20 protein-coding genes and 1 pseudogene are annotated in these 17,310 nt (G+C 71.1%); 11 read left to right on the top strand and 10 right to left on the bottom strand.

Annotated features, from left to right (window positions below; translation table 11 throughout):
• Positions 1–90 precede the first annotated feature (90 nt).
• From WT16_RS27060 to sctU, 7 genes are read right to left on the bottom strand one after another with little or no spacing between them, the layout of a single operon-like run.
• On the bottom strand, positions 91–972 hold the full coding sequence (locus tag WT16_RS27060) for a hypothetical protein (RefSeq protein ID WP_015602920.1): 882 nt from the start codon (positions 970–972) through the stop codon (positions 91–93).
• The gene (gene sctS, locus WT16_RS27055) at positions 969–1,232 is read right to left on the bottom strand and encodes a type III secretion system export apparatus subunit SctS (RefSeq protein WP_006028721.1); all 264 of its coding nucleotides are present in this window, start codon (positions 1,230–1,232) and stop codon (positions 969–971) included. The genes WT16_RS27060 and sctS overlap by 4 nt, the downstream gene beginning before the upstream one ends.
• Positions 1,233–1,258: 26 nt before the next feature.
• On the bottom strand, positions 1,259–1,909 hold the full coding sequence (gene sctR, locus WT16_RS27050) for a type III secretion system export apparatus subunit SctR (RefSeq protein WP_006028720.1): 651 nt from the start codon (positions 1,907–1,909) through the stop codon (positions 1,259–1,261).
• Positions 1,896–3,110: a type III secretion system cytoplasmic ring protein SctQ gene (sctQ, locus tag WT16_RS27045; RefSeq protein ID WP_063534981.1), complete on the bottom strand. Its 1,215-nt coding sequence runs from the start codon at positions 3,108–3,110 to the stop codon at positions 1,896–1,898. The genes sctR and sctQ overlap by 14 nt, the downstream gene beginning before the upstream one ends.
• Positions 3,111–3,144: 34 nt before the next feature.
• Entirely contained in the window at positions 3,145–3,750 is a 606-nt protein-coding gene (gene sctP, locus WT16_RS27040; protein WP_059932320.1) for a type III secretion system protein SctP, read from the bottom strand.
• Positions 3,747–5,819, bottom strand: a complete 2,073-nt coding sequence (sctV, locus tag WT16_RS27035) for a type III secretion system export apparatus subunit SctV (protein ID WP_006028717.1) — start codon at positions 5,817–5,819, stop codon at positions 3,747–3,749. Before sctV ends, sctP begins: the two co-directional genes overlap by 4 nt.
• Positions 5,816–6,898, bottom strand: coding sequence for a type III secretion system export apparatus subunit SctU (gene sctU / locus WT16_RS27030; protein ID WP_015603656.1), 1,083 nt, complete (start codon positions 6,896–6,898; stop codon positions 5,816–5,818). The genes sctV and sctU overlap by 4 nt, the downstream gene beginning before the upstream one ends.
• Before the next feature lie 235 nt (positions 6,899–7,133).
• On the opposite strand from sctU, the gene WT16_RS27020 reads away from it, so the two are divergent.
• From WT16_RS27020 to WT16_RS34130, 9 genes are read left to right on the top strand one after another with little or no spacing between them, the layout of a single operon-like run.
• On the top strand, positions 7,134–7,709 hold the full coding sequence (locus tag WT16_RS27020; RefSeq protein WP_063534624.1) for an HrpB1 family type III secretion system apparatus protein: 576 nt from the start codon (positions 7,134–7,136) through the stop codon (positions 7,707–7,709).
• Between the two features lie 13 nt (positions 7,710–7,722).
• Positions 7,723–8,139 (top strand): type III secretion protein HrpB2, encoded by a 417-nt coding sequence (locus WT16_RS27015; protein ID WP_015602697.1) that lies wholly within the window; start codon positions 7,723–7,725, stop codon positions 8,137–8,139.
• A 2-nt stretch (positions 8,140–8,141) separates the two neighbouring features.
• A complete protein-coding gene (sctJ, locus tag WT16_RS27010; protein ID WP_063534623.1) occupies positions 8,142–8,981 on the top strand; it encodes a type III secretion inner membrane ring lipoprotein SctJ in 840 nt (279 codons plus the stop codon).
• Entirely contained in the window at positions 8,978–9,661 is a 684-nt protein-coding gene (locus tag WT16_RS27005) for a type III secretion protein HrpB4 (RefSeq protein ID WP_063534622.1), read from the top strand. Before sctJ ends, WT16_RS27005 begins: the two co-directional genes overlap by 4 nt.
• The gene (gene sctL, locus WT16_RS27000) at positions 9,646–10,362 is read left to right on the top strand and encodes a type III secretion system stator protein SctL (RefSeq protein ID WP_063534621.1); all 717 of its coding nucleotides are present in this window, start codon (positions 9,646–9,648) and stop codon (positions 10,360–10,362) included. The genes WT16_RS27005 and sctL overlap by 16 nt, the downstream gene beginning before the upstream one ends.
• The gene (gene sctN / locus WT16_RS26995) at positions 10,359–11,687 is read left to right on the top strand and encodes a type III secretion system ATPase SctN (RefSeq protein WP_006028710.1); all 1,329 of its coding nucleotides are present in this window, start codon (positions 10,359–10,361) and stop codon (positions 11,685–11,687) included. Before sctL ends, sctN begins: the two co-directional genes overlap by 4 nt.
• The gene (locus tag WT16_RS26990; protein WP_096746656.1) at positions 11,684–12,202 is read left to right on the top strand and encodes a type III secretion protein HrpB7; all 519 of its coding nucleotides are present in this window, start codon (positions 11,684–11,686) and stop codon (positions 12,200–12,202) included. The genes sctN and WT16_RS26990 overlap by 4 nt, the downstream gene beginning before the upstream one ends.
• Positions 12,199–13,092 carry a type III secretion system export apparatus subunit SctT gene (gene sctT, locus WT16_RS26985; RefSeq protein WP_063534620.1) on the top strand — a complete coding sequence of 298 codons (894 nt, stop codon included), beginning with the start codon at positions 12,199–12,201 and terminating at the stop codon, positions 13,090–13,092. Before WT16_RS26990 ends, sctT begins: the two co-directional genes overlap by 4 nt.
• 25 nt (positions 13,093–13,117) lie before the next feature.
• Positions 13,118–13,363, top strand: coding sequence for a hypothetical protein (locus WT16_RS34130; protein WP_156521518.1), 246 nt, complete (start codon positions 13,118–13,120; stop codon positions 13,361–13,363).
• Positions 13,364–13,409: 46 nt separating this feature from the next.
• Here WT16_RS34130 and ripB read toward each other — a convergent pair whose 3' ends face one another.
• The 3 genes and pseudogenes from ripB to WT16_RS26970 all read right to left on the bottom strand — a co-directional run bounded on the left by ripB (position 13,410) and on the right by WT16_RS26970 (position 15,389).
• The gene (gene ripB / locus WT16_RS26975) at positions 13,410–13,937 is read right to left on the bottom strand and encodes a (R)-specific enoyl-CoA hydratase RipB/Ich (protein WP_063534980.1); all 528 of its coding nucleotides are present in this window, start codon (positions 13,935–13,937) and stop codon (positions 13,410–13,412) included.
• Positions 13,938–13,976: 39 nt separating this feature from the next.
• Positions 13,977–14,300: pseudogene (locus tag WT16_RS33095) on the bottom strand (LysR family transcriptional regulator); the annotation flags it as partial.
• A gap of 168 nt (positions 14,301–14,468) precedes the next feature.
• Positions 14,469–15,389, bottom strand: a complete 921-nt coding sequence (locus WT16_RS26970) for a LysR family transcriptional regulator (protein WP_009915589.1) — start codon at positions 15,387–15,389, stop codon at positions 14,469–14,471.
• A gap of 108 nt (positions 15,390–15,497) precedes the next feature.
• On the opposite strand from WT16_RS26970, the gene WT16_RS26965 reads away from it, so the two are divergent.
• Positions 15,498–16,895 carry an MFS transporter gene (locus WT16_RS26965; protein WP_059932332.1) on the top strand — a complete coding sequence of 466 codons (1,398 nt, stop codon included), beginning with the start codon at positions 15,498–15,500 and terminating at the stop codon, positions 16,893–16,895.
• The gene (locus WT16_RS26960) at positions 16,892–17,290 is read left to right on the top strand and encodes a hypothetical protein (protein ID WP_063534618.1); all 399 of its coding nucleotides are present in this window, start codon (positions 16,892–16,894) and stop codon (positions 17,288–17,290) included. Before WT16_RS26965 ends, WT16_RS26960 begins: the two co-directional genes overlap by 4 nt.
• Positions 17,291–17,310 lie beyond the last annotated feature (20 nt).

Raw genomic sequence — 17,310 nt, 5'->3', positions numbered from 1 at the left:
CAGAATAGTTCGATGCGGCAACGCGGTCCGTTCGCCGCGCGAATTCGCCGCCGCGTTTGCGAAGCGCCGCGCTCATCGCGACGCCCGCGCTCACGATCGCGGCCGCCGCGCGGCAGCCATGCCGCCGCGCAGCGTCTCGACGCTCGCGATCGCGCGGGTGAGCTGCACGTTCGTCGACGGCCGCTCCGCGTTGAACACGAGGAGCGGCAGCAGCAGGTAGTGCGTGCGCGCACGCTCGCCGCGCGCGACCGACGTGTCGCGCGGCGCGCCGCCCTCGCTGCGCATCGCGTCGAGCAGCAGTTGCTTCACGCCGCTCCAGCCGCTCGGCGTCCACGGCCCCGTGCGCAAGCGGGCGGCGAGCAGGTCTGCGTGGTGATTCAGCAGCGCGGCCGTGATGTGCGCGTCGGGCTGCGCATCGACGCGCCGGCCGAGCTGGAGCAGCGTGTCGGCCCACAGATGCCGCAGCGCCTGCTCGCGCTGCGCGCCGTCCGCGAGCGTGCGCGCGATGTCGCGCAGCGCGTGTTGCGCGGGGAACGGCGCGGATGCCGGCCGCGCGCGCACGCGCGGCAGCGCGGACACGGTCGCCGGCTCGCCGTCGCGCTCGTCCTGATCGCGCTGCTGCCTGCCGCCGCCGCGCCCGCCCGCATGCCCGCCGCGCTCGTGCTCGTCGTGCGGCGCGACCTGCGCGTGCGGCGCCGGCGCTTCGTCGCCGGCGTCGAATGCGTCTCCCGGGCTGTCCACGCGTCGGCGGCGGCGCGATCCCGCCACGGCCGCTTTCGTGCGCGCCTTGAGCTTCGCGAGCATCTGGTTGCGCGCGGCCATCATGCTCGCCTGATAGCCGTTCGAATACGCGAAGCGCGTGCCGTACTTGCCGTAGGTCGTCGCGGCGCGCGCGCGCACCGGCCGGCGCCGCCGCGGTTCATGCCTCGCCGCGTGGAGGGTGTGCGCGGTCGCGCGCGTGATGCGGCTCATGACGGCACCGCCTCGGTCAGCAGTTGCTGCGCGAAATGCAGGATCTCGGCAGCCGCCCACGGCCCGGCGATCGCGACGGTCACCGTCACCGCGATGAGCTTCACGCCGTAAGAGATGCTCTGCTCCTGCAGCGACGTGATCGCCTGCAAAAACGAGATCGCCAGGCCGGACGCGGCCGCGACGAGCACGATGGGCAGCGAGATGTAAAGACAGAGCATCATGCCTTGCGACGTGAGCCGGATCAGGTCGTCGATTTCCATCGGGCGAGCCTCCTCGGAATCGGGATTCAGGAATAGGTCAGCACGAGGCCGTGCACGAGCGTCGACCATCCGTCCATCACGACGAACAGCATCAGCTTGAACGGGATCGCGACGTTGGTCGGCTGCACCTGGTTCATCCCCATCGACATCAGCACGTTCGCGATCACGAGATCGACGATGATGAACGCGATGTAGAGGAGGAAGCCGATGCGGAACGCGTCCGTCATCTGCGCGAGCGTGAACGCGGGCGCGAGGACGATCAGGTCGTCGTCGCGCAACTGCGCGGCCGCGGCCTTCGGCCAGATCACCGACGCCGAGCGCAGGAAGAAGCGCTTCTCGCGCTCGCGCGAGTGCGCGGCTAGGAACCGGCGGAACGGCTCCTTCGCCGCGCCGAACGCCTGCAGCATCGCCTGCGTCGGCTGCGGCGACAGCGCCTGCCCCTGAAGCTGCTGCTGCGCGGCGAAGCCGATCGGCGCCATGATGTACAGCGACACGAGGATCGCGATGCCGTTGAGCACCATGTTCGGCGGCACCTGCTGCACGCCGAGCGCGTTGCGCAGCAGGCCGAGCACGACGACGATCTTCGCGTACGACGTGACCACCATCGCGATGAACGGCACCATGCTCATCACGAGCACGGCGATCAAAAGGCCGGTGATGTCGTTAAACTGAACCATCGTCGCCCGCCATCCGGTCGATCCGCACGCCGAGATGCGCGCCCACCGCGACGAGCCGGCCGCCGCCGATCGCCTGGCCGTACGCGACGAGCCGCACCGGCGCATCGCGCGCGGCGAGCGGCAGCTCGAGCACGTAGCCCGGCCGCAGCGCGGCCAGCTCGGCGATCGACAGCGACAGCGTGTCGATCTCGACGTGCACGGGCAGATCGACGTCGCCGAGGTCCGCCGGCTCGGGCACGGCGGACGGCGCGTCGCGGGCGGGCGAATTGCTTGGTGAATCCGTCGGCGAATCCGTCCACAAATCGGAGCGCGAATGAGCCTGCAAATCGGCCTGCAAATCGCCCGGCGAATCGCCCGCGACGATTGGCTCGTCGAGATCGTCGGCGGTGTCGGGCATGTCGGTCATCGTCATCGTGTTTCCCTCGATCAGAACGGTTGCGTGCCATTGCGTCGCGCGACGCGCGCCCCACCATGCATGCAGCGGGCCCGCGCGCGCGACGCCGAGCGCAGCGGGCGCCAGGCCCAGCAGCACGTCGCCCGGCCGCAGGCTGCGCAGCACCGCGAGCGGCAGCCTGCGCGAGCCGAGCCGCACGCGCCCCGGCAGGCGCACGCGCGCGAGCAGGCCCGCCGCATCACGCGGCCGCTCGCTTCGCAGCCGCGCCGCGAGCGCGTCGAGCCACGGCGTCTGCGCGTCGAGCAGCGCGCAGCGCAGCGGCGCGCCGTCAAGCGCGAACGACAGCACGCAGCGCGCAGCGCCGAGCGCAGCCGGATGCGCGGCGCGCAGCGCGCCGATCGTCACGCCGTCGAGCCCCGCCGCCGCGAACGCGGCGACGAGCGGCGCGAGCAGCGCCGACGCGAGCGCCGTGCGCAGCGACACGCTCGCGTCGCCGCGCGCATCGAGCGCAGGCGCTGCGACGACGTCGAGCGCCGGAAACGCCGCGAGGTCGATCGCGACGCGCGCGGTCGCGCCGTCGCGCCGCAGGTCGAGCACGCCGGGGCGCTCGAAGCGCGGCCGTTCGCCGGTCGCTGCGCGCCAGCCGGACACCGTCGGGAAGCGCGCGAGCCACGCGGCGAGCCGCGCGTCGGCGACGAGGCGCGCGAGCGCCGCGTCCAACGCGCTGCACGCGGGCAGCGGCAGCGCGGCGCTGATGCCGGGCGGCTCGGCGGTGTCGGGTTCCAGTTCGATCGGCTCGGTATCCATCGTCATGGTGGGTCGGGTTCGGTTGCGCGCTCGCTCAGCCGACGTCGATCTCGATGGTGCGCGGCGCGCCGTCATGCGCGAGCAGCGCGTCGAGTCGCGCGTGCAGCGTCGCGCCATGCGTAGAGAGTAAGTGCCGCGTCGCCGCGTCCGGCGTGTCGAACCGAAGCCGCAAGTCGAAACGCGAAAGAACGAGATGCAGCACCGTGTCCGGCAGCAGCGCGGCGTCGAGCGGCAGGCTGATCTCCCATCGGCTCGATGCGTCGTCTGCGCACAGCGCGGCAATCTCGGGCGCGAGCGCTTCGGCCACGCGCACCATCCGCTCGCGCTGCGCGAACACCTGATTGACGAACGCATCGGAGCCCGCGCGCGCGCGCGCCATCGCCTCGCGCCCGACCGCGTCCGGCAGCGCGGCCGGATCGCGCTCGACGCGCGGCGTCGCGCCGCCGCGCCACGGGCTCGACGCGTCGCGCCGCCGCGCGTCGCCGCCGTCCGGCGCGCGCTCGCCGGCCGGCGCGACGCGCGAGCGCCGCATCAACTGCGCGTAGTCGAAGCCGCGGCGCGCGGCGCGCGGCGCGCCGCCCGGCTCGGGCGCGGGCTCGCCCGCGATGATCCGCACGGGCCTCAGGTCGGCGGCGCTCATGCGTGGGCCGCCGTCGGCATCGTCACGCGGCCGACCGGCCGCAATTCGACCTGGTCGCCGAGCTCCTGATACGAATAGACGGGCAGCCAGCCGAGCCGCGCCTCGATCATCCGCCGCGTGTAGCGGCGCACGTCCATCGACGTGACGAGCGCGACGTCGTCGCGCGGCGCGTCGCCGACGAACGACGCGATGCTGTCGACCAGATAGCGCACCTGCTCCGGCGGCAGCGCGAGGAAGTTGCCGGCGGGCGTCTGCTTGATCGACTGCCGGATGTGCTGCTCGACCGCCATGTCGAGCAGCACGGCCGGCAATTGCCGCGCGCCGCGCGCCGCGCGATACGCGAGATAGCGCGACAGGTCGCCGCGCACGTATTCGGCGAGCATCAGCATGTCCTTCTCCTTCGGCCCCCACGCGACGAGGCTCTCCATGATGTCGCGCGCGTTGCGGATCGGGATGTGCTCTTCGAGCAGGCGGCGCAGCACGTCGGCGATGCGCTGCGTCGGCAGCGCCTTCTGCACCTCGGCGACGAGCCCCGGATAGTCGAGGCCGAGCTGGTCGAGAATCCACTGGGTTTCCTGAATGCCGAGGAACAGGTAGGCGTTGCGCCTGAGCAGCGCGATCGTCTCGTGCGCGATCACCTGCTCGGCGCGCCACGCGCGCGCGCCGGCCGGCGCCGCCTTGTCGTCGATCCAGTAGCTCTCGGCGAGCCCGCCCGCGGGCCCGCGCTTCGTGCAGCGGCCGGCGAGCGCGGGATCGGACGCCGCGTCGGGCAGCATCGTCTGGTCAGCCGGCAATTCGAGCCGCGCCTGCGGCACGTCGCGCATCAGGATCTCGCACGTCGCCGCGGGCAGCGCGCCGCTCGTCCACAGCGTGATGCCGGGAAACGGCAGCCCCTGCTCCTCCTGCAGCTTCGCGCGCTCCTCGTCGAACGCGCGATCGAGCGCGGCGGGCGCGAGCCGCGCGACGAGATCGGGCGAGACGCGCACGCCGATCGCGCACGTGAAGAGCGGCGCGCGCGGCAGGATCGACGGCGTGCCGCTCTTCGCGCCCGCGCGCTGCAGCGCGATCACCGGCTCGCCGCGCGCGGTCGAGCGGCGCGCGCCCTTTTGCAGCCGGTAGCCGGCGAACGCGAGCGTCGCCGACAGCAGCACGAAGAGCGCCGCCGGAAAGCCCGGCACCGCGGCGAAGCCGAGCAGCAGCACCGCCGCGAAATACAGCGCGCGATGGCTGCCGCCCAGTTGCCTCGCGATCTCGGAGCCGAGCGACGTGCCTTCGCCTTCGTCGTGATCGTCGGCGACGCGCGTGATCATCACGCCCGCCGCGACCGAGATCAGCAGCGACGGAATCTGCGACACCATCGCGTCGCCGACCGACAGGATCGAGAAGCGGTTCGCGGCTTCCCCCGCCGTCATCCCGTGGTACATCACGCCGATCGCGATGCCCGCGACGATGTTCACGAGCGTGATGATGAGCCCCGCGATCGCGTCGCCCTTGACGAACTTCATCGCGCCGTCCATCCCGCCGTGCAACTGGCTCTCCTTCGCGAGCGTCGCGCGCTTGCGGCGCGCCTCGTCGGGCGTCAGGATGTTCGCGCGCAGGTCGGCGTCGATGCTCATCTGCTTGCCCGGCATCGCGTCGAGCGTGAAGCGCGCGCCGACTTCGGCCACGCGCTCCGAACCCTTCGCGATCACGATGAACTGCACGGTCGTGATGATCAGGAACACGACGAGGCCGACGACGAGATTGCCGCCGACGACGAGCTCGCCGAAGCTCTCGATGATGTCGCCCGCGTTCGCGTGCAGCAGGATCGATTTCGTCGATGCGATGTTCAGCGACAGCCGGTACAGCGTCGTGAACAGCAGGACCGACGGAAACACCGACAGCGACACGATGCTGCCGACATACATCGTCACCATCAGCAGCGTGACGCTGATCGCGATGTTGATGCCGAGCAGCACGTCGATCACCTCTGGCGGCAGCGGCAGGATCATCAGCGACACGATCGCGACGACGAGCACCGTGATGCCGACCTCGCCGCCGGCGGGAAGTTTGAGGGTTTTCAGCGTCATGACGACCTCGCGGAGGGAGGGGCGGCGTCGGCGCGCGCGCCCGAGATGGATTCGACCCAGCGCAGGATCGCGGCCACCGTTTCGAACAGTTCTTCGGGAATCGCCGCGTCGCGCTCGACGCGGTACAGCGCGCGCGCGACGCTCGGGTTGCCGACGATCGGCACGCCGAGCGCGTGCGCGTGGCGGCGCAGCGCAAGCGCGCCGGCATCGACGGCCTTCTCGATCACCCGCGGCAGCGGATGCTCGTCGGGCGCGTAGCGAATCGCGACCGCGTAGTGCGTCGGGTTGACGACGAGCACGTTCGCCTGCCCGACCTTCTGCCGCGGCGGCGCGCTCGTCGCGATCTCGCGCGCGAGCCGGCGGCGCTCGCCCTTCGTGTGCGGATCGCCCTCGCTCTCCTTGTGCTCGCGCTTCGTCTCTTCCTTCGTCATCCGGTTGTCGCGGATGAACATCACGCGCGCGATCTTGTAGTCGGCCGCCGCGAACACCGCGACGACGAGCGCGACAACGCCGACGAGCTTCATCAGCACGGTCCACAGCACGCGCGCGAGCTGCGGCGTCGCCTCGTACACGCTCGCGACGACGAGCGGAAACAGCGACGTCATCATCTTCCAGATCACGCACGCGAGCACGATCGCCTTGACGATCATCTTCACGAGCTCGAGCAGCGACTTCAGCGAGAAGATCCGCTTGATGCCCGCCATCGGATTGATCGCGTCGAACTTCGGCATCACGGGCTCGAGCGTGATCATGAAGCCCGCCTGCGGCGCCTGCGACGCGACGCCCGCGACGATCGCGGCGGCGACGAACGGCAGCATCGTCAGCGCGGCGCTCGCCGCGAGATCGTGCAGCGCGGCGAGCGTCGCCTGCGGCGTGCGCTCGCCGTGCACGAAGTCGAGCGCGGTGCGGATCGCGCGCGTGAGGCCGCCCGTCAGCATCGATTCGCCCGCCGTCAGCACGCCGATCGCGGCCGCCAGCGTCACCGCGTCCGCGACGTCCTTGCTCTTCGCGACCTGGCCTTTCTCGCGGGCCGTCTTCAGCTTCTTCTCGGTGGGCTCCTCGGTTTTCTCTTCGGCCATCGCCGCCGTTCCTGTCGAGAGTCGGACATGGCGCGTACGTTAGCGGCGCGCCGCGCCGCGCGCGCGCGCCGGCCCGAAGCCGCGCCGTGCGGCGCGAAGCGCGCGCGACGCTTCGCGCCGCACGCGCGCGCTTCGCATCGGCGGCCGGGCGGCGGCGGCGCGCTGCTACCTTGCGCCCCATACGCCTTTTCCTCAACGACATGCGCCGCTCGCGCGGCGACACGGAGCGCACACCATGGACGAATCCCGGCCGACCTATCTGCGATGCAGCCACGCAGCGTTGAACGTATTGATCGACGCGGCGAGCCTCTCGCTCGGCGGCGCGCTCGGCGGTCCGGCCGCCGATCCCTACGACATCGGCCTGCTGATCGACGCGCTGCGCGTGCTCGCGCCGCAACTGCCCGCCGCCGACATGTTCGACGGCATGCTGCACGTCGCGCTCGGCCACTTCGACGACGCGGTGCGCGTGTTCGCGGCGGTCGCGAACGGCCCGACGAACGCGATCTACGGCAAGGCGCTGCTCGCGTTCGCGCTGCAACTGAAGCGCGATCCGGAATGGCGAATCGCCGCCGACGACGTGCTGGCGGCGGGCGGCCCCGCGCAGGCGATCGCGCTCGTCAAGGCGCTCGAGCGGCAGCACGACGTGATGCTCGCGAAGGAGCACGCGCAACGCACGGGCGTATGGGAGCTGCCCGAATCGGTCGCGAACGCGAACCCGAGCGGCGACGCGGCCGATGCGCCGCCCGCGAATCCGTCGAGCGGCTTCGATGCGCAGGCCGCGTTCTCGCACCAGCAATATCTGCGTCTTTGACGGGGAGATCCGCATGAACGCCCCGCTTTCCCCGGTGGATCTGACCCGCGCGCTCGACGTCGCGTTCTCGGACGCGGCCGCCGCGCCGGCCGCGTCGATGCCTAACGTCCCGCCGGAAGTACCTGCCGACGTCGCCGGCCGCTTCCAGGCGCTGATGTCGAACGCGACGCCGACGCCGCCCGTCGCGCAGGCGCACGAAACGAGCGCGGTGTCGAAGCTCGTCGAGACGTCGGACGCCGCGCTCAAGCAGGTGCTCGAAAACACCGCCTATCTGAGCCGGCACGCGAACGAGATGTCGATGAGCGAGATGGTCGCGGCGTCGATCCAGGTGTCGGCCGAGGCGACCGCGATGCAGATCGACCTGCAGGCGAAGATGAGCGTCGTCACGTCGACGAAGGACGCGATCGGCTCGCTGATGAAGAACCAGTGATCATGAACACACTCCGTCTCCCGATCTCCGCGGCCGCCGGCCGCAGGGCCCGGCTCGCCGCGCTCGTCGCGTGCATGGCGCTCGCCTCCGGCTGCCGGCAGGAGCTGTACGGCGGCCTCGCCGAGCGCGACTGCAACGAAATGATGGCCGCGCTGCTGCAAAACGGCGTCGACGCGCAGAAGAAGACGCCCGACGGCGGCAAGACGTGGACGCTCGCCGTCGACGACAAACAGATCGTCAAGGCGATGGAAGTGCTGCGCGCGCGCGGGCTGCCCGCGGCACGCTACGACGATCTCGGCGCGCTCTTCAAGAAGGACGGCCTCGTGTCGACGCCGACCGAGGAGCGCGTGCGGTTCATCTACGGCGTGTCGCAGGAGCTGTCGGATACGCTGTCGAAGATCGACGGCGTCGTCGTCGCGCGCGTGCACATCGTGCTGCCGAACAACGATCCGCTCGCGCAGGTCGCGAAGCCTTCGTCGGCGTCGGTGTTCATCAAGTACCGGCCGAACGCGAATCTCGCGACGCTCACGCCGCAGATCAAGAACCTCGTCGTCCATAGCGTCGAAGGGCTGACGTACGACGAAGTGAGCGTCACGTCGGTCGCGGCCGACCCGGTCGATCTCGTGTCGGCCGCGCAGCCGCCCGCGCAGAAATCCGGCGGCGCGACGCTCGCCGGCGTGCTCGTCGCCGTCCTCGTAGGCGTCGCGCTCGCGGCCGCGGGCGGCGCGCTGTGGTGGCGCGCGCGCAAGGGCGGCGGCTCGGGTGTGGGCGGCCTCGCCGCGCGACTGCGCGGCGGCGGCGCGAAGGCCGCGGCCGCGCCTCGGCAGGCCGGCGCGCGATGAGCGGCGGCGCGCCGGCCGCGAGCGTCGCCAGCGTCTCGACGCGGGCCGCGTGGCTCGCCGGCTACGACGCGAACGCGCGACGCGCGGCGGACTGGGTCCACGCGAGCTGGCACGGCGCGCTCGCGCCGCTCGTCGCGACGATGCATGAGCGCGCGCCCGCGCTGCGCGCCGCGTGCTCGCGGCTGCTGTTGCGCACGCTCGCGGGCCCGTCGCCGGCGCTCGACGGCTTCGACGCGCCCGCGGACCGGCTCGCCGCGCTGCCTGTGGCCGATGCGCTGCGGCTCATGCGCGTGCGCGCGCTGCTGTTCCGGCGCGCCGAGCTGCGCCACTGGATCGACCGCGCGAGCCGCGAGCGGCTTGCAGGCTGGGTCGGCGCGGGCGGCTGCCGCGCGCTCGCCGCGCTGCCCGACGCGCCGCGCGCGCGCGATCTCGATCGCCGCGAGCCGGCCGCGCCGCTCGCACGGCTGTCCGGCGACGACCTCGCCTGGGAAGGCTGGTGCCTGTTCGAGCGCGACCGGGCCTGGTCGCCGGCGGGGCCGATGCGCATCGTGCGCCTCGCGCTGCCGCGCGACGCCGCGCGCGCGCCGTGGATCGAACGCGCGGCGGCTGACGCGGACGGCGCGATGCTGCTCGCGCGCCTGCCGTCGCTGTTTCCGGAGTGGTCATGGCTTTTTGGCTGAAGAACCGCGGGATTGCGCTCGCCGACGATCTCTGCATCGCGGCGCCGCACGGCGTGCTGCGCCGCGATGCGTTCGAAACGGTTCAGGCGCTCGACGCCGCGCTCGACGCGCTCGCGGCGGAACGCGACGCCGTGCTGCGCGCGGCACGCGACGAAGCCGAACGGATCGCCGCCGACGCGCGCGCGCGGGCCGACGCGCTCGTCGACGCCGCGCGGCGCGAGCACGACAGCGCATACGCGCGCGGCTACGATTCGGGCCGCGCGCAGGCGATCGCCGACTGGCACGCGCAGGCGGCCGATTCGTTCGAGCAGGAGCGGCGCGTGCGCGACCGGATGCGCGAGCGGCTCGCGGAGCTCGTCGCCGCGGCCGTCCAACAGATGGTGCGCGCGGAGGACGCGCGCGGCCTCTTCGCGCGCGCGGCGGAGACCGTCGAGCGCGTCGTCGCCGGCGCGAGCTATCTGACGGTGCGCGTGTGCGACGCCGACTATGACGCCGCGCGCGAGCAGTTCGGGCTGCTGGCCGACGCATGGCGCCGGCAGGGCCGCAACGCGCCCGTCGACGTCGTCGTCGAGCCGCGCGTCGCGCGCGGCACCTGCGTGTGCGAATCCGATTTCGGCACCGTCGACGCGAGCCTCGACACGCAACTGAACGCGATCCGCGCGGCGCTCGCCCGCGCGCTCGACGACGCGGGCCGCCCATGAATGCGTTGACCGATCTGTCCCGCGTCGCCGACGCGATGGCCGCGCGGCTCGCGATCGAGCCCGCCGTCGACATGACGGGCAAGGTGCTCGAAGTGATCGGCACGCTCATGCGCGTGGTCGGCCTCGAAGCGACGTTGGGCGAGCTGTGCGAGCTGCGCAGCGCGTCGGGCGCGCTGATCCAGCATGCGGAAGTCGTCGGCTTCACCCGCAACGTCGCGCTGCTGTCGCCGTTCGGCACGCTCGGCGAGATCAATCGCGGCACGCGCGTGATCGGCCTGCGGCGGCCGCTGTCGGTGAAGGTCGGCCACGGCATCCTCGGGCGCGTGATCGACAGCTTCGGCGAGCCGATCGACGGGCGCGGCGAGCTCGACTACGACGCGCTGCGTCCCGTGATCGCGCCGCCGCCGAACCCGATGTCGCGGAGGATGGTCGACGCGCCGCTCGCCACCGGCGTGCGCATCGTCGACGGCCTGATCACGCTCGGCGAAGGCCAGCGCATGGGGATCTTCGCGCCCGCGGGCGTCGGCAAGAGCACGCTGCTCGGCATGTTCGCGCGCGGCGCGTCGTGCGACGTCAACGTGATCGCGCTGATCGGCGAGCGCGGCCGCGAAGTGCGCGAGTTCGTCGAGCTGATCATGGGCGAGGACGGCATGGCGCGCTCGGTCGTCGTGTGCGCGACGTCCGACCGCTCGTCGATCGAGCGCGCGAAGGCCGCGTATGCGGCCACCGCGATCGCCGAGTATTTCCGCGACCAGGGCAAGCGCGTGCTGCTGATGATGGATTCGCTCACGCGCTTCGCGCGCGCCGGCCGCGAGATCGGCCTCGCGGCCGGCGAGCCGCCCGCGCGGCGCGGCTTCCCGCCTTCCGTGTTCGCCGAGCTGCCGCGCCTGCTCGAGCGCACCGGGATGGGCGAGCACGGTTCGATCACCGCGCTCTACACGGTGCTCGCCGAGGACGATTCCGGCAGCGACCCGATCGCCGAGGAAGTGCGCGGCATTCTCGACGGCCACATCATCCTGTCGCGCGAGATCGCCGCGCGCAACCAGTATCCGGCGATCGACGTGCTCGGCAGCCTGTCGCGGATCATGCCGCAGGTCGCGACGCGCGAGCACGTCGGCGCGGCGGGCCGGCTGCGCCAGTTGCTCGCGAAGCACCGAGAGATCGAGACGCTGCTGCAGCTCGGCGAATACCAGGCGGGCAGCGATCCGGCGGCCGACGAGGCGGTCGCGAAGATCGACCGGATTCGCACGTTCCTCAACCAGCGCACCGACGAGTACTCGCCGCCCGACGCGACGCTCGCCGCGCTGCACGCGCTCGTCCAGTGATGCGCCGCAGGCAGCGCGCCTTCGAGACGCTCCTCGCGCGGCGCGAGCAGCGCGGCGCGAGGCTGCGCGCGGAGCAGGCCGCGCTGCGCGCCGAACGCGACGCGGCGGCGGCCGAACTCGCGCAGGGCGAAGCGCACGCGCACGCGAAGCTCGATGCGGCGAATCGCTATGCGGCGCGCGTGGACGCGATGGCGGCCGGCCACGCGCCGTTCGCGGTTGGCGATTACGCGGCGTGCCGCCGCTATCGCGACGCGCTGCTCGACGAGCACGCGCTCGCGAGCACGCAATGCGCGGGGCTGCGCGCGGCGCTGCAGGCGAAGCTCGACCAGCTCGCCGCGACCGCGCGCCGGATCGCGCGCAACGACGCGCAGATCGACGTCGTGCGCGAGCGGATCAAGCAGCTCGCGCGCGCGGCCGAGGCGGCCGCCGAGGACACGCAGGACGAGGACATCGAAGAAGGCGTGCTCGCACGCCGGCTCGCGGCCGCGCGGGCATCGGACGAGGCATGCGGATGAACACCAGCGACATCTTTGCGCTGCAGCACCTGGGCGACGAACTCATCGGCTTCATCGTGCTGCTCGCGCTGTCGAGCGAGCGGCTGCTCGTGATCATGTCGATCCTGCCCGCGACCGCCGACACCGTGATGAAAGGCCCGATGCGCAGCGGCGCGGCGGCGGTGTGGTGCCTGTTCATCGCGTGCGGGCAGCAGGCGCTGATTCCGCAGCTTCACGGCGCGTTTCTCGTGATCGCCTGCTTGAAGGAGGCCGTGATCGGGCTCGTGCTCGGCATCGCCGCGTCGACGGTGTTCTGGGCCGCAGAGGCGATCGGCACGTATGTCGACGACGTCGCCGGCTTCAACAACGTGCAGATGCAGAACCCGAGCTCGGGCACGCAGACATCGCTGATGGCGACGCTGTTCGGGCAACTGACGATCGCGTCGTTCTGGCTGCTGGGCGGCATGACGTTCCTGCTCGGCGCGCTGGTCGAATCGTATGCATGGTGGCCGCTCGGGTCGTTCGATCCGGTTCCCGCGCCGCTGCTCGAAGCATTCGCGCAAGCGCGGATCGACATGCTGATGAACATGATCGCGCGGATCGCGACGCCGATGATGGCGATGCTGGTGCTCGTCGACCTGGGCCTCGCGTTCGTCGCGCGGTCGGCGCAGAAGCTCGATCTGATGTCGGTCGGCCAGCCGCTCAAGGGCGCGATCGCAGTGCTGATGGTCGCGGTGCTGGCGGGGAATTTCGTGACCGAGATGCGCGGGCAGATTTCGCTTGCGGAGCTGGCGCAGCAGGTCCGGCGGCTCGCGCAGCGGCCGGGGGGCGATGGGAAGACGGATCGAGGGGGCCGCGCTTCGGGGGCTTCGGGGGCTTCGGGGGCGACCAGCGTCACACCCGTTCGCTGATCCGGCGGATCATGCTGGCGGGCACGTGATCGGCATCCCGATCGCTCGATCGGCAAGCGGGTTGCGCGTCGTCACGCTCGCGCCGGCGCCCGGAATGCAGAAGAGCGTCGGCGCGCGGCGCGCCGTGTGCCGCGAGCGCCTCCGTGATGCGCCGCCCCGGTTGCTCCGCGTGCGGCGCCTCGCGCAGCATGCCCGGCACGTCGAATGCATCGCCGAGCCGCTGCGCACTTCCGACACCGCCCGCTCCGGCGACGTCAGCTTGCCCGCATAGACTTTCTTCAGCATCCCGAACCTCCCCGGCATTCAGTTTTCGCCGTTCAGTAGTTGGCGTCGGCTTCCGGCGAATGACCGCGCTTGTAGATCAGCATCGTGCGCTCGAACGACATCACGACGACACCGTGCTGGTTGACGCCCTTCGTCTCGACGGTCACGATCCCCTGCGTCGGCCGGCTCTTCGATTCGCGGCGCGACAGCACCGTCGATTCCGCGTACAGCGTGTCGCCCGCGAACACCGGCGCGCTCGCCCTCACCTTGTCCCAGCCGAGATTCGCCACCACCTTCGCGCTGACCGTGCGCACGCTCATGCCGGTCAGCAGCGCGAGCGTGAACGTGCTGTCGACGAGCAGCTTCTTCCATTCGGTCTTCGTCGCGTATTCGGCATCGAAATGCACCTGCTGCGTATTCATCGTCAGGAGCGTCATCCAGATGTTGTCGACGTCCGTGATCGTGCGGCCCGGCCGGTGCTCATAGACGTTGCCCGGCTCGAAATCCTCGAAATACAGGCCGGATATCTCGCGAAACCGCTTGTCGCCGATTTGTCGATACGCGGAAATCGTCGTGCTCATGCTCGCCTCCTTGTTGAAGAAAGAATGGGTATCGCCATCGCGCCGCGCCCAGTCGTCGCGCAACTCGAGCGTCTTGATCGACATCGTTCGCTTGCAGCGCCGCGCGGCCGACTCGGGCACCACCGATACGCCGACGCCGTTTTCGACGAGGCGGCAGATCGCATCGAGCGTGTGCCCGCCTCCGTCGGCTTCACGCCGAGCCGTTCGCGCACGAGAAGCGGCACGCCGGCCGTCGCCTCCATCTTGCTTGATGCGTCCGCTTGCGGAGCCGAGCGCCAGATTGGCCCGGCTCGCGCCGTGCGTGATGCTGCCCGCCTCGACGACGGCGACGAACAGACGCAGATCGGTGATGTCGAAACGCACGCGCCCTCCCGGATCGACGAGCCCACGGTCGAATCGAAGGCTCGATTCGAGCTATCGGGCATTGTGAACGACGCGGGTGGTTTTCACAACGCGCCGAAGCAACGCCCGCTGCGCGGCTCACGCCATGCCGCTCCCTTCGTCGCCAGAGACGGCACGCCCAACCCCGCATCAGCCCTCCGTGCGCCGCCGCACGTAGCACTTGATGAAATCGACCCACGCGCGAACCTTCTGCGGCACGTGCCGCGTCGACGGATACAGCGCATAGACGCCCTGCTGCGGAAACCGATAATCCGGCAGCGCGTCGATCAACGTTCCGTTGTCCAGATCGTCGCGCACGAGCCACTCGGGCAGCAGCGCGACGCCGCTGCCCTGCCGCGCGAACGCGCACAGCACCGATGCGTTGTCCGCAATCAGATGCGGCTTCGCCGCAGGCCGATATACGTGCTCTCGCCCGTCGCGATCGTGCAGCAACCACGACGCAACCTGCGACAGACGGCTGTGCCCGAGCTGCGGCAAGCGCGCGAGCGCGTCCGGCGATTCGATTCGCGCGGCGCCGTGCTCGGCCAGCAGCGCGGGCGACGCCACCGGCCGCACGTCGTAGGTGTCGATGCACACGCCCCGGTACGGCAAGTCCTGGAACTGCTCGAAGCGGCCGAGCCGGATCGCGACATCGAATCGATCGCGCACGAGGTCCGCCTGCGACGTATGCGTCTCGAGCCGCACGCGCAGCGCCGGATGCATGCTCGTGAATTCGCGCAGCGCCGGCGCGACGACCCGCAGCGCGTATTCGACCGTCGACGTGACCCGCAAGCTGCCCTGCATCCCGCCGTGCTCGCCGCGCGCATCGTCGATCGCCTCTTCGGCTTCGGCGAGCACGCGCAGGCAGCGCTCGTAGAAACGCTCGCCCGCTTCGGTCAACTCCACGCGCCGCGTCGTGCGCGTGAGCAGCGTCACGCCAAGCTCGGCCTCGAGCTGCTTGACGTTGAAGCTCACGGCCGCGCGCGCCTGGTTCAGCACGTCCGCCGCGCCCGTGAACGAACCGGCCTCCACGACTGCGCGAAATACGTCGAAACGATCCAAGCTCACCATCGCGCCCTCGATTGTCAAAATTTTTCGATCAGTCTATCCGGGCAATCGGACTGACGGCCACGGATCGCGGACTTTACACTACGCAGCCTGATGTCACCGGCTGCTTCCATGTCCGCCCGCTCACGCATCGCCGCCGTCTATCTGCTCGGCTTCTCGATCGACCTCGCGAACATGTTCGCAATCAACGCCGCATACCCGGCGCTGCAGCGCGAGCTGCACGCATCGGTCGCGCAGCTCGCGTGGATCGGCAACCTCTACATGCTCGGGCTCACCGTCGTGATTCCGCTCGGCGCGTGGCTCGCGCACCGGTTCGGCGAGCGCCGTCTGCTCGCGGCGTCGCTGCTCGTGTTCGCGCTCGGCAGCGCCGGCGCGGCGAGCGCGCAGTCGATCGGCGCGCTGCTCGCGTCGCGGCTCGTGCAGGGGCTCGGCGGCGGCCTGCTGATTCCCGTCGGCCAGGCGATGACCTATCGCGCCTATCCGCGCGAAGCGCGCGCCCGCCTGACATCGATCGTGATGATGGTCGCGCTGCTCGTTCCCGCGACGTCGCCCGCGCTCGGCGGCGTGATCGTCGACCATGCCTCGTGGCGCGCGGTGTTTGCGGGAATGCTCGCGCTCGCCGCGTTGTCGTGCGCGCTCGCGCTCGCGTGGCTGCCTGCCGACGTCGCCAGCGATGCGCCTCGCACGCTCGATGCGGCGGGCCTCGGCCTCAGCGCGGCCGCGCTCGTCGCGCTGCTGCTCGGCCTCACGTTCGCGAGCCGGCGCGGCGCGGAAATGCCGGCGATCGCCGCGCTCGCGACCGCGTGCGCCGCCGGCCTCGCATACGTCCGACATGCGCGCCGATCGAGCGCGCCGCTGCTCGATCTCGCGCTGCTCTCGCAGCCGCTCCTGCGCGTCGGCATCGTCGTCTATCTGTGCGTGCCCGGCGTCTTCACGGGCGTGAATCTGATCGCATCGCTCTTTCTGCAGAACGCGCTGGGGCTCAGCGCGACGCAGGTCGGCGCGCTGATGGTGCCGTGGTCCGCCGCATCGTTCGCCGCGATCGCGACAACACGGCGCGTCTTCCCATCGGCCGGCGCAAGGCCGCTGCTCGCCTGCGGCATCGTGATCGACTGCATCGGCGTCGCACTGCTCGCGACGCCGTTCGCGGCGCACGAGGCGGGCCGCGTGCTGGCCTACGCCGCGATGGGCTTCGGCGCGAGCCTCTGCACGAGCACGTCGCAAAGCGCCGCGTTTCTCGACGTGCCAGCCGCCAGCATGGGCGAAGCGAGCGCGCTCTGGAACCTCAATCGTCAGTTGAGTTTCTGCCTGGGCGTCGCCGCGCTCGGCAGCGCGCTCAATTTCCTGCTGACGTTCAACGGCGGCGCCGCGCCGCTTGCGTATCGTCAGTGCTTTGCGCTCGGCGCGCTGCTGACGCTGCTGCCGCTGCCGCTCGTCGCGCGGCTCGGCTCGCGTCGCGCGGCGGTCTCGCCCGCTGTTTCCGTGGACACCCAATCGAGTCGATCATGAACGAAACGAACCCGTATTTTCAGGAAGTCATCGACGCGCACGTCGACATCGAGCGTTGGTTGTCCGGGCAGGCCGAATTCGACCGCCTGCCCGCATTGCTGGGCCGCTTTTCGCCGCATTTCTCGATGATCGCCGCGCGCGGCGCGTCGCTCGACCGCGCCGGCCTCGACGAACTGTTCCGCCGGGGACACGGCCAACGTCCGGGGCTGTGCATCGAGATCGACGAACTGCAACGGATCGGCGCGTGGCGCGACGGCGCGGTGATCGGCTACCGGGAAACGCAGATCGACGGCGAAGATCGCCCGAACACGAGGCGCTCGACGGTCGTGTTCGAGTACGACGCGGCGTCGCGCATCGTCTGGCGGCATCTGCATGAAACGCCGCTCGCGACATGAGACCCGGCCGGGCGACGTCG

The sequence above is a fragment of the Burkholderia sp. MSMB1589WGS genome, assembly GCF_001636105.1.
GTDB classification, from domain to species: Bacteria; Pseudomonadota; Gammaproteobacteria; order Burkholderiales; family Burkholderiaceae; genus Burkholderia; species Burkholderia humptydooensis.
The sequence above is the reverse complement of the archived record's forward strand: the minus strand, read 5'-3'. Positions and strand labels throughout refer to the sequence as shown.